The following is a 14,143-nucleotide window of genomic DNA, read 5'->3' on the forward strand; positions in this document are numbered from 1 at the left end:
CTTTTTAAATTTAAACTATTTTTATTATTTTGCGGGTAACATTTAACTTAGCATACTTTTACTACAAATGACATACTTTCAGATTTTAAAGAGGGTGCTTTTTCTGTTCCCTTTACTAATAGCCACTTTTACTACCTGCAAGGGTCAAATTTATAAATACCTGGGCATAGAGGACGGACTAAGTAACCGGAGAATTTTCCGCATCCAGAAAGGCGGGCACGGTTACATGTGGTTCCTTACCCAGGAAGGGATAGACCGTTATGACGGAAGCAAGATTAAACATTATGCCGTCTTTGACGGAAGTATGGAGGTGGCGCCGCAAATCAACCTGAACTGGCTATATACCGACAGCAGGCACAGGCTGTGGGTTGTGGGTAGAAAAGGACGCATATTCCGGTACGACACCGCCCGTGACCGTTTTGTTATGACCTACAAGCTTAACGGCCTGCAGGATGACGTAACATCAGGCACCGTCAATTGTACCTATATGGACAGTAATGACCGTATCTGGCTCTGCCATGGTGACAGTATTATACGCTATGATACCCGCGCAGGCACTACGGACAGAATAGACTCCCCTGCCTCGAACGATATTACTGCAATCACGCAGACCGACAGTACAAACTTTTTTATAGGGACATCAAACGGGTTACTGCAAACCATAGAAAAGGAAGGTGTCCTAGAAACTGTGGTCGGAACATATACTGACAGTATCTGTATACCGGTAAGTGAGCTTTATTTCCACCAAGATTCAAAGAAACTGTTCATAGGAACCTTCAAGGAAGGAATTATAGCATACGGAATGAACACGACTTCAACCATCATCGCGGACGGTCCGCTACAGAACGTGGCAATCAAACGAATCACCCCCTTTGGAAAGCGGCAACTGCTGGTAGCCACGGGAGGCAGGGGAGTATACAAGATTGACGTTGATTCTCTCTCCGCCCGGCCTTATATAACCGCCGACTACAGCAATTATAACGGTATGAACGGGAACAACATCAATGATATTTATGTGGATGGAGACGGACGGATATGGATGGCCAATTATCCTATCGGGATTACAATACGCAACGACCGTTACAGAAGTTACAAATGGCTCAAGCATTCACCGGGCAACAACAGTTCGCTGGCCAATAACCAGGTCCATGATGTAGTCCGGGACGGCGAGGGTGACCTGTGGTTCGCCACCAGCAACGGGATCAGCCTGCTTCACAGCGCAACCGGTCAGTGGACTTCCTTCCTTAGCAGTTCCGAGCACTTGAAAGGCGATGACAACAATATCTTCCTGAGCCTCTGTGAGGTATTACCCGGCATTATCTGGGCAGGTGGGTATACATCAGGTATATACAGGATTGACAAGAAGAAAGGCATGGTGGAGTACATCTCACCTTCCTCCCTGGCGGGAATAAGCCCTGACCAATATATCAGTGACATAATAAAGGACTCCGGAGGGGATATATGGTCAGGCGGATACTGTAATCTCAAACGCATCAACCCTGAAACCGGTGACATACGACTCTACCCGGGACTGGGGTCCATTACCGCCATACTGGAAAAGGACGCGGAACACATCTGGGTAGGTACAACTATGGGATTATACCTGCTGGACAAGCTCCGGGGAGATTACCGTCGCATAGATTTCCCGGTCGAGACAGTCCATGTCAGTACTTTGTACCAAGCTGCGGACAGCACACTATATGTGGGGACCAGAGGAGCGGGACTGCTTGTATATGACGGTGCAAACGATAAATTTATACACCAGTACCACATGGAAAACTGTGCCCTTGTCTCTGATAACATTTATATTGTCATTCCAAGACCGGATGGCAGCTTGCTGCTCGGTACGGAAAACAGCATAGTTACTTTCCTGTATGAAGACCGGACTTTCCAAAACTGGACGGCGGAACAAGGATTGATGAGCGTATGCTTCAATGCCGGCGCTGCAACCCAGTATGGGGACAGTCTTGTGTTCGGAAGCAATGATGGCATCGTCATATTCCCGGTTGACTTGCAGATTCCCGTTCCACAGTTCTCACAGATGCTCCTGAGGGATTTTACCGTTTCTTCACGTCCGGTCTATCCTGGTGAGGAAGGGTCGCCGTTAAAAAAGGACATTGCCGGTAATTACAGACTTGAACTGGCTTATGACCAGAGCAGCTTCTCCCTGGAAGCAATATCCATTAACTATGATTATCCTTCAAACATTCTGTACTCATGGAAATTGGAAGGCGCCTATAACGGCTGGAGCCACCCGTTGCAGGACGGGCAGATACAGGTCACCGGTCTTTCCCCAGGCAAGTACATCCTGCGTATCTGTGCCATATCCAACGAAGAAAAATACAAAGTTTATGAGGAGAAAAGTATTGAAGTGGTTGTCGCCCGTCCACCATGGGCGAGCGCATGGGCCATAGCGGGATATGCACTTCTTGCCATATCAGCCGTTACAATAGCAGTCAGGATCGTCATGTTGCGCAGACAAAAAAGGCTATCGGAGGAAAAGACACGCTTCTTCATAAATACCGCCCATGATATCCGTACCCCCCTCACTCTGATAAAAGCTCCTTTGGAAGAAGTGGTGGAAAGGCAGCAGGTAAAAGAGGAAGGGACGGATAACGTGGGAGTGGCCTTGAGAAGCGTGAATAACCTCCTGCAATTGGTTACCGACCTGATCAATTTCGAAAGGGCGGACGTTTACACCTCACAATTAAGTGTTGGCGAATATGAGCTGCACAGCTACTTGGAAAGTACTTGCGAAACTTTCCGGACATATGCGTCACAGAAAAACGTCAACCTCTCATGTGAAAGTAAGTTCCCTTTTATGAATGTCTGGTTTGACAGGGACAAAATGGATTCCATATTGAAGAATCTATTGTCAAATGCCTTGAAATATACCCCCCGAAATGGTAATGTCCATGTTTGTGCCTACACTGAACAGAATACATGGAGCATAGAGGTAAGTGATACGGGGATTGGAATTCCCGCCGGGGAGAGGAAATATCTGGGCGGAAGGTTTTTCAGGGGCAGCAATGCCGTTAATCAGAAAGTGCCGGGAAGCGGAATCGGCCTGATGCTGGTCTGCAAACTAGTACGTTTGCATAAGGGAAGGATCATTATATCAAGCACGGAAGGGGAAGGTACCTGTGTACGTGTTACATTCCCCATGGGAAACAGGCATTTGCGCAAGGCACGTTTCATAACAGTGGCAAAGACGGAAGATGCAGCCCCGCCACAACCGGAAACGTGTTCTGCCGAACTGCGGATGGAAACGATGAAAAATGGCAAAAGTTCATCACGTATTCTTGTAGTGGAGGACAACGATGACTTGCGGGGATACATTGAGAGACTCTTGGGACAGGACTACCACGTCCAATCATGCACAAACGGACGCGACGCGTTGGTCGTGGCAAGGGAATATAACCCGGACCTGATCCTTTCGGATGTCATGATGCCGGAGATGGGCGGTGATGAACTATGTGCAGCCATCAAGTCGGACATTGAAACCTCTCATATTCCGGTCATCCTGCTGACGGCACTCAGCGATGAGAAAAATATGCTCAAGGGGTTGGACAAGGGAGCCGATGCATATATAACCAAGCCGTTCAGTGTGAATGTGCTCAAGGCGAACATCAGGAGCATACTGGGCAACCGGATATTGCTCCGAAAAACATATGCCGGACTAAAATCTGGTACCGGCCCGTTACCTGAAGGATGCAGTAACGCATTGGACTGGAAATTCATTGCCACCGTGAGAGAATGTGTTATGGAACATATTACCAGTCCTGATTTTAACGTGGACACCCTCTGTGAAATCCAGCACATGAGCCGTTCGAGTTTCTTCAACAAGCTCAAGACATTGACAGGATACGCACCGGCCGACTACATCCGTTCCATCCGCCTGCAACATGCGGCAAACCTGCTAATCCAGGAAAGGTGCACGATAATAGAAGTTGCGGATGCAACCGGATTCAGTGATGCAAAATATTTCAGGGAAGTATTCAGGAAACATTATGGTGTAAGTCCTAGTGAATACCGCAAAGTAGCAATGGGAACGCATCCGAAAGAAAGCCTATCCGATTATCGGTGCCATGGGGGAGGAAGTGTGGGAAGCCGTTGATGAGTTGATAAAAAACAGAGAGAGTACTATCGACTTGATACTGGTCGTTACGTCAGGTAGGGTAAATGCTTAGGGTGGGTTCCACACTATTTGCAATATGATTACGTGATTACTCCGATCACGGTGGGTAAGATGGTCATGCGGAGCAGCCTCTCTTCCTCGACCATCGTGTTGGACTATGTCCGCAACAAGCCTGAAATTCCCTTGAGAGATATCCTTTTCTTTTGGAACAAGATAGACTACAAGGCCAATACCGAGGTGTTCGACCTCTATCAGATGATGATGTAGCGGCTAAAGCTGACGGTGCTGGCAACCAGCGTTCCCGAAACGTACCGTTACGACAAGGAACTGTTCGTCTGCAGCAAGAGCTATTACCGCTGTACGCTGTTGTTGCCTCCGACCAAGTTGTTGAAAGGCTGTGAATTCGTAGAACTGGCATGAATAGACAATCATATTGAGTGAAAGAGGTATGGAAAAATATTGAAAATCCGGGCAGCCGCATAGGGATTGCCCGACTTTTTTAAGATGGATATTCAGGTGTGGGGTTGGCAGGTCAGTCCACGGGCTCGCCGCTATAGCGAAGGCGGCAGATGGCCTCGTGGATTTCACACATGATATGCAGCCGTAGCCGCTTGCTGATATGTTGGCTGTCGGAACGCATGAAGAGTTTTTGAACGATTTGACCGTACACTTTTTGGACGAGAAACGAAAACCAAAGGAATTAAGACTCCATGAGGTGGCACCGTTGGACGCGAAATTTCGGGCGGAAATCGGGGACTGCAAGACCGCCTCACCGGATATATTCCGATACGGGATTTGCACGAAGCGGTGCGACATGGCACCCACACTGAGAAAGTTCAACAGGCTGGGAGACTTGCGACTGGTCTGTGCGCCGCTTCTCAATGAGCGATGGATTGTCTCGCCGCCGGTTGCGCGACCGGATAATGCCCGGTTCCCGCCGCCGGAAGTGAAGACGAGGATACCGTTTAAAAAGAAAAAACAGAGTATGAACATTTAACTCTTTGATATATGGAAAATGAACAGAATGGAACGCTAAAAGACGGCAGTGTATATGTAGTCATGGGATTATGTTACAGAGATTCCAGCTTCTGTCGGAAGTGGTGTATTGCCTGTGAAATGAAACAGAACCGTTCTCGAAGGATGATACCTATACCCGCCGGCTCACTTCGGAAATGTGGGAGGAAATAAAGTTATCACCCGTAGTGGTGGCTGATATGCTGGATGATTTGAGGCACGGGAACAAGTTCTATACGGGCGTTGAAACGGATAAGGGGGGCTTCTTTTCAGCCGGAACTATGAAGGGAACCACCAATATGGGGCCTTTATGGAGGAGAATATCGAGAGATGTTTCTTTGAGCCGGACTTTGAAGGAAAGTCGCTGACCGTGTATGAACTTCGGGGATGGCCTTCGCTGATGGCGGGGAAGATAAACCTCTGTTATGATGATAACGATACCCTGTTACTATTGGAGAAGATTCCACCGGATGCCTACCTTGATAAATCGGCTCTTAAAAGCGTACAGACAGAGGTGTATGACCTTTCACTCACGTGGGAGAATTATGCCCGGCTGCCGGACAATGAGAAGGGGCTTGGCCTGTTCCAAAGCGTGGATAACTATGACCGGATGACCTTGCTTCATATCATGGACAAGGGTTATCCGAGGGACGGACTGATGGATGAGTATCCTGATAATTTCAGTTTCTATGAGAAATTTGAAAGGATAGAAAGAGCATTACTGGGCCGGAACAGATGGAATGTTAATGACGAGATGCAGGACAGAGCAAAGAAACTGGTCGGAAAACTGTTGCGTGAGCAATTTTCCGATACACGGCAGAAGGTGGAGATAAAGGAAAAAGTAGTTTTACGGAACAGTAAAAGTATAAGGATATAAGGGATAACGGAAAACAAGTGAGGGTTGGAAGGCGCATTGCCGGCGGATGTCGGTGATGTGCCTTTCACCTTTATATCGGGATTCTGAAAGTTTTTACTTTGAGTAAATATGGGGAAAGAAATGACATGACAATATTTCAGGGTATGTTTTAGGGGACAATGTACGCCAATGGGTGACTTTGATTCCGGAAGTTTTGTCGGATGTGGAAATGTGCTTTACTTTGCTTCACAAATAGTAAAATCATAAATCAAATTTATTATGGAGTTAGTTGTAATTGAGAAAAATGCGTATTTACGGTTAAAACAGCAGGTTGAGGATTTATTCACACAGATTGAAGCTGTTAAAAAGAAATTTGGAATTGTTGAAAAGGAAAAATGAATGGATGCCCAGGAGGTTTGCTTGGCTTTGAATATCTCCAAACGAACTTTGCAAAGCTATAGGGAATACGGAATTATTCCGTGTTCTTTTATAGGTGGCAAATATATGTATAAAGAGAGTGATTTGGTCAGAGTATTAACTCAAAAAGCAAGATAACATATGGATGGAGTAATCACAAAGCAGTCAGAAGAGTACATAATGATGATGAGGATACTTAAGAAATGTTCTAAAGAGGTACTTGAATTTCAAGATTTGCCTGTTCCTATCGCCAATGAGGTTTATATGACTGGTGAACAGGTATGTGGCGTGTTGCATATATCAAGCAGAACTTTGCAAAAGTTACGTGATGAAAAGGGGATAGCTTATACTGTTATAGGTGGTAAGTTTCTTTATCCTCTTTCTAAATTGCAATTGTTATTGGAAGAAAATTATAGAAGTTATGTTCGTTAAATCAAGCGTTTGATTTGTATTTATGCCATTTTTTTACTACCTTTGCAAAAGTAAGAGTGTAACAGGAAGAAAGTTGCAGTATATTTGCGGTGAATTATTCGGTGTCATAGGAGTAGAGGCTTCTGGTAAGATGCTGATAATGAGTAGGGAAAATGAAAGTTAATCGTTCCCTGTCTCTCCGCTAAAAGCAGCTAAATAATGGCTGCTTTTTTATTGAAAATACTTACCGGAATATACAAGGAGAGATGCTCGAGTGGTTGAAGAGGCACGCCTGGAAAGCGTGTATACCCCTAAAGGGTATCCGGGGTTCGAATCCCCGTCTCTCCGCAGGTTGACAAACCGTTTTTATTATTTCTTTCTACTACTTTCCCTGATTTGCAGATTTGTCGGAATGATTACTTGTCTGACTGTTCTATCCCCTTTGATTTGGTCTATTAATAAACGACAAGCCGTTTCTCCCATTTTATAGGTCTGATGTGATACTGCCGATAGTTTCGGTTCTACATAGTTGGCATGTTGTTCGTCTGTATAACCGATGATAGCTATATCTTCCGGAATGTGAAGGCCGTGACTTTTAATAACTTCTATGGCGGCAAAGGCTAATGTGTCATTCATGGCAAGAATGGCATCGGGAGGTTGAGGAAGGGATAACAAGGCTTCCGTTGCTATTTTGCCCTCTTCATAATCTATTTTCCGACAGATTACCAGTTCTTTTTCAATGGGAATACGATTGTCACGAAGAGCTTCCAGGTAACCGTGTTTTCTTTTTGTCACAATATCCAAATGGTTAGCTCCTCCTATGAAAGCCACTCGTTTACTACCGGTATCCAATAAATGTTGGGTAGCCATTTGTGCCGATTGCACTCCATCTGCTACTACCGAAGAAAACTGGTCGGTCAGGCAAACACGGTCGAAGAGGATGAGTGGCATATTAATGTCCTTCAGGGCAGCAAGATGAGCATAATCTGTAGTTTCTTGGGACAGACAGGCAATGATACCCTCTACCCGCATATTGACTAAATTCTCAATATTCCTTTTTTCATATTCGTAGGATTCATGTGAAGTGGTGATGATGACAAAGTATCCGTTGTCTACTGCCATATTCTCTATCCCGTTCAGGATGGATGCGAAGAAATGGGTAACGATATCCGGTACAATGACTCCAATGATACGCGGGGTATTCTTTCGCAGACTCATGGCAAAAGGGTTGGGACGGTAATTCATTTCTTTTGCCAGCTTCTTGGCTTTAGCGCAAAGCTCATTGCTAATTTCAGGACTGTCTTTTAGTGCCCTGGATACAGTGGGAATGGATACGCCTAATGCTTGGGCGAGATCTTTTAATGAGGTATGTTTCCGGTATTCCATTTTTTAAGTCTGCTATATTAGATTCATTTACAAAGAAAACACATTCCCCGATAAAAGAGGGTATGGAAGGATGTTTTTTTTACGTAAACCATTACGTATTGTTTTCGCTTCTTATATGCTGTCCTGAAATTATTCTTACCCTATTTTTGTCGCATCTAAAAACTTTTAAATTTAATTAGTTATGCAATACCATGAAATCGGAAAGACAGGGATGAAAGTATCATCTCTCAGTTTTGGAGCTTCTTCTTTAGGAGGGGTTTTCCATGATGTTAAAGAGAAAGAAGGAATTGAGTCTGTGTTTACTGCTGTCGAATCGGGCATGAATTTTATAGATGTCTCCCCTTATTATGGGCATTATAAAGCAGAGACTGTTTTAGGAAAGGCGTTGAAAGACATTCCACGTGACCGGTATTATCTTTCTACCAAAGTGGGACGTTATGGAAAAGATGGTGTCAATACCTGGGATTACTCTGCAAAACGTGCGGTAGAAAGTGTATATGAGAGTATGGAACGTCTGAATATCGACTTTATCGATTTGATTAATGTACACGATATTGAGTTTGCTGATCTGAACCAGATTGTTAATGAGACATTACCGGCATTGATAGAATTGCGTGAAAAAGGAGTTGTCGGACACGTCGGAATCACTGACTTGCAACTTGAAAACTTGAAATGGGTAATTGACCACTCGCCCAGTGGTACGGTAGAATCTATACTCAATTTCTGCCATTATTGCCTGTGCGATGACAAGCTAGCGGATTTTCTTGATTATTTTGAATCGAAAGGAATAGGTGTGATAAATGCCTCTCCGCTATCCATGGGATTGTTGAGTGAACGGGGCGTTCCTGCATGGCATCCGGCTCCGGAACTTTTGGTGGATGCTTGTCGCAAAGCAATGGAACACTGTAAGGCAAAGAATTATCCTATTGAGAAATTAGCTATGCAGTTTTCTGTTAATAATCCTCGGATTGCAACTACATTGTTCAGTACGGCCAATCCGCTGAATGTGAAAAAGAATGTCTCTTTTATTGAAGAGCCGATTGACTGGACGCTGGTGCATGAAGTGCAGGAAATTATTGGGGAACAGCAACGCGTAAGTTGGGCTAATTCTTAAAATACAGCTGTCTATATGGACTATACAATAATTGATGCCCATGCCCATCTATGGTTACGGCAAGATACGGTGGTGGATGATCTGCCCATTCGTACGCTGGATAATGGACGCTCGTTGTTTATGGGAGAAATCCGCCAAATGGTTCCTCCCTTTATGATGGACGGGGTGAATAGTGCAGAAGTTTTTCTGTCGAACATGGACTATGCGCAAGTGGCTGCCGCTGTCATTACACAGGAATTTATTGATGGTATTCAGAATGAATATCTGGCAGAAGTAATTTCCCGTTATCCCGATCGCTTCTTTGTTTGCGGAATGTGTGAGTTTCGTAAGCCCGGGTTTCTGGTACAGGCAAAAGAACTAATTGCAAGAGGTTTCAAGGCTATTAAAATTCCGGCTCAACGCCTGTTGCTTAAAGAAGGACGGGTGATGCTGAATAGTGAAGAGATGATGCAGATGTTTCGCTATATGGAAGAACGGGATGTGATGCTTTCCATAGACTTGGCGGACGGAGCAACGCAAGTTCACGAGATGCGGGAAGTTATTCAGGAATGTCCCCGGTTGAGAATTGCTATCGGGCATTTCGGAATGGTGACACGTCCGGATTGGGAAGAACAGATACGGCTGGCTCTTCATCCCAATGTGATGATTGAATCAGGAGGAATAACATGGCTTTTCAATGATGAGTTCTATCCTTTTAAGGGAGCGGTAAAAGCTATACGGAAAGCAGCCGAACTGGTCGGGATGAAGAAACTGATGTGGGGATCGGATTATCCGCGTACTATTACCGCAATCACTTACAAAATGTCGTATGATTTTATAGTGAAATCACCCGATTTGCAGGAAGATGAAAAAAGGCTGTTCCTCGGAGAAAATGCCCGGAAATTCTATGGATTTACTGATCTTCCCGTATTGCCATATATCAAAAACATGTCTGAATAAGAAGATAATAATACCATGAAAAAAAATACTTATGCGATACCTTTGGCGCTGGTATTCTGCCTTTTTTTCCTTTGGGCGATTAGCAGCAATCTGCTCCCGACAATGATACGGCAGCTGATGAAAACCTGTGAACTGAACACCTTTGAGGCGTCATTTACCGAAACTGCCTATTGGCTTGCTTACTTCATTTTCCCGATTCCGATAGCTATGTTCATGAAGCGTTATAGCTACAAAGCAGGCATTGTTTTCGGTTTATTATTGGCGGCATTGGGTGGTTTGCTCTTTTTCCCTGCTGCCATGTTGAAAGCCTATTGGGCCTATCTTTGCATATTCTTTATCATAGCTACCGGTATGTGTTTCCTGGAGACTGCTGCCAATCCGTATGTTACCGTTTTGGGTGCACCCGAAACAGCACCGCGACGGTTGAATCTGGCACAATCTTTCAACGGACTCGGCGCCTTTATCTCTGCTATGTTTCTGAGTAAACTGATTCTGAGTGGCACGCATTATACACGTGATACTTTACCCGTAGATTATCCGGGTGGGTGGCAGGCTTATATACAAGTAGAGACGGATGCAATGAAGTTCCCTTATCTGATGCTGGCCTTGCTGTTGGTGATTATAGCGGTGGTATTCATATTTTCCAAATTGCCACAGATAGGAGATGAAAGTAAGACTTCTTCTTCCGGTTCAAAGAAAGAAAAGTTGATTGACTTTGGTGTACTGAAACATTCACACTTGCGTTGGGGGGTAATTGCGCAGTTCTTTTATAATGGCGGGCAGACAGCGATCAACAGTTTATTCCTTGTCTATTGCTGTTCTTATGCAGGACTTCCGGAAGAAACCGCAACAACTTTCTTCGGACTTTATATGCTTGCTTTCCTTGTCGGGCGCTGGATTGGTACAGGACTGATGGTGAAATTCCGTCCGCAGGATATGTTGTTGGTTTATTCCTTAATGAATATTCTTTTGTGCGGAGTGGTAATGATCTGGGGAGGTATGGTAGGATTATATGCTATGCTGGCTATCTCTTTCTTCATGTCTATTATGTATCCTACCCAGTTCTCTCTGGCTCTGAAGGGATTGGGTGACCAGACAAAAAGTGGTTCGGCTTTTCTCGTGATGGCTATTGTCGGTAATGCCTGTCTTCCTCAGCTGACGGCTTATTTCATGCACGCCAATGAGCATATTTATTATGCAGCTTATTGTGTACCGATGATTTGCTTTATATTCTGTGCCTACTATGGCTGGAAAGGTTATAAGGTTATTGATTAAACAATTAATTTCAAATATATAAAATGAAAGCAGTTCAAATAGTCAATCCCTCTGAAATGAAGGTGGTTGAACTTGAAAAACCGGTGGTTGGTGCCGGTGAGGTGTTAGTGAGAATTAAGTATGTAGGTTTCTGCGGTTCCGATTTGAACACCTTCCTGGGGCGTAACCCGATGGTGAAGTTGCCCGTAGTGCCGGGGCATGAAGTAGGTGCGGTCATTGAAGAAATAGGTCCGGATGTTCCGGCAGGCTTTGAAAAAGGAATGAATGTGACTCTGAATCCATATACTAATTGTGGTAAATGTGCTTCGTGCCGCAATGGTCGTGTCAATGCCTGCGAACATAATGAAACATTGGGAGTGCAGCGGAATGGCGTGATGTGTGAGTATGCTGTATTGCCCTGGACTAAAATTATTCCGGCAGGTGATATTTCTCCGCGTGATTGTGCCTTGATTGAGCCGATGAGTGTGGGATTTCATGCCGTTTCGCGCGGTCAGGTGATTGACAATGAATATGTGATGGTCATTGGTTGCGGTATGATTGGTATAGGTGCTATTGTTCGTGCCGCTCTCAGAGGTGCCATTGTTATTGCTGTGGACCTGGATGATGAGAAGTTGGAGCTGGCTCGGAGAATGGGAGCGTCTCATACGGTTAATTCTAAAACGGAAGATGTGCATAGCCGGATTCAAGAGATTACGGAAGGCTTTGGAGCTGATGTTGTGATTGAAGCTGTCGGTAGTCCTGTGACTTATGTAATGGCTGTGGATGAAGTTGCTTTTTCAGGGCGTGTCGTTTGTATTGGCTATGCGAAGAGTGAAGTCGCTTTCCAGACGAAGTATTTTGTCCAGAAAGAATTGGATATACGGGGTTCCAGAAATGCACTGCCGGCCGATTTCCGTGCGGTAATCAACTATATGAAGGCAGGAACTTGCCCGGTAGAAGAATTAATAACGAAGGTAACAGTACCTGAAGATGCATTGGAAGCTATGACAGAGTGGGCGGCTAATCCTGGAAAAGTATTCCGTATCCTTGTACAGTTATAAGAGATTTCAAGGTCTTTTAAATAAGGCTTTTTAAAATTAAAAGAGGGTGCATTCACTGTAGGAATGTACCCTCTCTGTCTTTAATTGGTCAGTTTAGGTTGGTCTCTTATTGTTTTAATCCTATTTTACTGTTTTTTCAGATCTATCGTATAGGTTTGTTTTCCGTCATAAATCGTATTGACGATTATTTTTAATCCTTTCTTTCCTGTCAATTGCTTGGTTATTTCATCCAGTCTGAATGATACGATTCCCCAACCCGGTGTACGTTGTTCATCGTTATAAGCATTGTGCCGGAATTCCAAAGTGAAATACTCGTCTTCCGGATCAGGTGTTTCGGCCGTTTCATTTATGACCAGGTTCAGCATGTGCTTCTTATCTGGATTATTGCTGTGGAAGAACTGGTGTTCTATGTTCAGATAATTTCCTGTAATCCATAATGAGGTAGCATTGATACGGTCATTACCGATGCTGTCAGCCGTTTCCTCGGTAAGTGGAATAATGTCTTTTGTCAGTATGTTTTCAAGTTGGATAAGTTTCACATTATAGTCATAGCCCGGGATACCTTCTTCCAATGGAAGGAAATGAATAAATACACGTTGGTTGTTTTCCACTGCGTAGTTATGGATGTAAGTAGTATCACTGGGATACATCTTGTCACCGTCATCCAGATTAAAAAAGTATTCCTTTTCTCCTATAACTTCTATCGTACCGATTGTGAAACGGGTACCACGATTTTCGTCATCATCATTCAGACAAGACTGTAACATCGGTATTATTAAAAGTGCAAATGTAAATACTACCGAATAAAATCTCAGCTTCTTCATCAATTGTTGTTTTTTGGTGTTAATCTTATTTTCTACATGTATTCAAAAAATACAATATGAGGGTAAATACTGCATAAAGGACTGTTAAAGAAACAAAAGAGTTAATTTCTTGCTCGCTACGTGCAGTATTTCTATCTTTACCGCATTTATTAAGGTAAACACGTGTCAAAGGAAAGAATGGAAGAACAGGAACTGGCAGGACGGTGCAGGCAAGGCGACAACCTTGCCAGGAAGGAGCTGTACGAGCGCTATGCAGGGCGGATGCTCAGCGTGTGTCTTCGTTATGCAGGTGACCGTGATACAGCAGAAGACCTCATGCACGATGGTTTCCTGAAGCTCTTCGATTCTTTTGATAAATTCACTTGGCGAGGTGATGGATCCTTGCGGGCGTGGATGGAGCGTGTTATGGTGAATACGGCGTTGCAATACTTGCGCAAGAATGATGTAATAAACCAGTCGGAGGGGTTGGACAACATACCTGAAACGTACGAGGAACCCGATGCTTCGAAAGTGGAAACTATTCCCCAAAAGGTGCTGATGCAGTTTATCAGTGAATTACCTGCCGGTTATCGCACCGTATTCAACTTATATATATTTGAAGAAAAGTCTCATAAGGAAATCGCCCAGATGCTGGGTATTAATGAGAAGTCATCGGCTTCGCAGCTGACACGCGCTAAAGCTACTTTGGCTACAAAAGTGCGGGAGTGGATGAAGAACAATGCTTAATGA

At 44.3% G+C, this 14,143-nt stretch carries 12 protein-coding genes, 1 tRNA gene and 1 pseudogene; 12 read left to right on the plus strand and 2 right to left on the minus strand.

Annotation, left to right across the window (positions count from 1 at the left end; translation table 11 throughout):
* Positions 1–67 precede the first annotated feature (67 nt).
* The 7 genes and pseudogenes from VYM24_RS14950 (at position 68) to VYM24_RS14980 (ending at position 7,184) form a co-directional block, all read left to right on the plus strand.
* Positions 68–4,117, plus strand: a complete 4,050-nt coding sequence (locus VYM24_RS14950) for a hybrid sensor histidine kinase/response regulator transcription factor (RefSeq protein WP_016278366.1) — start codon at positions 68–70, stop codon at positions 4,115–4,117.
* Between the two features lie 105 nt (positions 4,118–4,222).
* The gene (locus tag VYM24_RS14955) at positions 4,223–4,405 is read left to right on the plus strand and encodes a hypothetical protein (protein ID WP_025076624.1); all 183 of its coding nucleotides are present in this window, start codon (positions 4,223–4,225) and stop codon (positions 4,403–4,405) included.
* Between the two features lie 15 nt (positions 4,406–4,420).
* The gene (locus tag VYM24_RS14960; RefSeq protein ID WP_175271170.1) at positions 4,421–4,558 is read left to right on the plus strand and encodes a hypothetical protein; all 138 of its coding nucleotides are present in this window, start codon (positions 4,421–4,423) and stop codon (positions 4,556–4,558) included.
* Positions 4,559–5,310: 752 nt separating this feature from the next.
* A pseudogene (locus VYM24_RS14965) lies at positions 5,311–6,029 on the plus strand (DUF6047 family protein).
* Positions 6,030–6,407: 378 nt separating this feature from the next.
* The gene (locus VYM24_RS14970; protein WP_016272734.1) at positions 6,408–6,563 is read left to right on the plus strand and encodes a helix-turn-helix domain-containing protein; all 156 of its coding nucleotides are present in this window, start codon (positions 6,408–6,410) and stop codon (positions 6,561–6,563) included.
* Positions 6,564–6,566: 3 nt separating this feature from the next.
* Entirely contained in the window at positions 6,567–6,857 is a 291-nt protein-coding gene (locus VYM24_RS14975; protein ID WP_016272733.1) for a helix-turn-helix domain-containing protein, read from the plus strand.
* Positions 6,858–7,096: 239 nt separating this feature from the next.
* A tRNA-Ser gene (locus tag VYM24_RS14980) sits at positions 7,097–7,184 on the plus strand.
* 21 nt (positions 7,185–7,205) lie between these two features.
* On the opposite strand, the gene VYM24_RS14985 is transcribed toward VYM24_RS14980, so the two are convergent.
* On the minus strand, positions 7,206–8,222 hold the full coding sequence (locus VYM24_RS14985; RefSeq protein ID WP_299096444.1) for a LacI family DNA-binding transcriptional regulator: 1,017 nt from the start codon (positions 8,220–8,222) through the stop codon (positions 7,206–7,208).
* 181 nt (positions 8,223–8,403) lie between these two features.
* Here VYM24_RS14985 and VYM24_RS14990 point away from each other — a divergent pair, with 181 nt between their 5' ends.
* Genes VYM24_RS14990 through VYM24_RS15005 form a run of 4 tightly spaced genes read left to right on the plus strand, consistent with a single transcriptional unit; the run spans position 8,404 to position 12,590 of the window.
* On the plus strand, positions 8,404–9,336 hold the full coding sequence (locus VYM24_RS14990) for an aldo/keto reductase (protein WP_291555049.1): 933 nt from the start codon (positions 8,404–8,406) through the stop codon (positions 9,334–9,336).
* A 15-nt stretch (positions 9,337–9,351) separates the two neighbouring features.
* Complete coding sequence (locus VYM24_RS14995) at positions 9,352–10,275, plus strand: amidohydrolase family protein (protein ID WP_330940317.1); 924 nt, start codon at positions 9,352–9,354, stop codon at positions 10,273–10,275.
* Between the two features lie 15 nt (positions 10,276–10,290).
* Entirely contained in the window at positions 10,291–11,550 is a 1,260-nt protein-coding gene (gene fucP / locus VYM24_RS15000; protein ID WP_291555053.1) for an L-fucose:H+ symporter permease, read from the plus strand.
* Between the two features lie 23 nt (positions 11,551–11,573).
* Positions 11,574–12,590: a zinc-binding alcohol dehydrogenase family protein gene (locus VYM24_RS15005; protein ID WP_330940318.1), complete on the plus strand. Its 1,017-nt coding sequence runs from the start codon at positions 11,574–11,576 to the stop codon at positions 12,588–12,590.
* A 125-nt stretch (positions 12,591–12,715) separates the two neighbouring features.
* Here the strand turns inward: VYM24_RS15005 and VYM24_RS15010 are convergent, their stop codons facing one another.
* Positions 12,716–13,414 carry a NigD1/NigD2 family lipoprotein gene (locus VYM24_RS15010; RefSeq protein ID WP_330940319.1) on the minus strand — a complete coding sequence of 233 codons (699 nt, stop codon included), beginning with the start codon at positions 13,412–13,414 and terminating at the stop codon, positions 12,716–12,718.
* Positions 13,415–13,591: 177 nt separating this feature from the next.
* On the opposite strand from VYM24_RS15010, the gene VYM24_RS15015 reads away from it, so the two are divergent.
* Positions 13,592–14,140 carry an RNA polymerase sigma factor gene (locus VYM24_RS15015; RefSeq protein ID WP_330942260.1) on the plus strand — a complete coding sequence of 183 codons (549 nt, stop codon included), beginning with the start codon at positions 13,592–13,594 and terminating at the stop codon, positions 14,138–14,140.
* Positions 14,141–14,143: the final 3 nt, after the last annotated feature.

It is taken from the genome of Bacteroides sp. MSB163, from assembly GCF_036416795.1.
GTDB lineage: Bacteria > Bacteroidota > Bacteroidia > Bacteroidales > Bacteroidaceae > Bacteroides > Bacteroides maternus.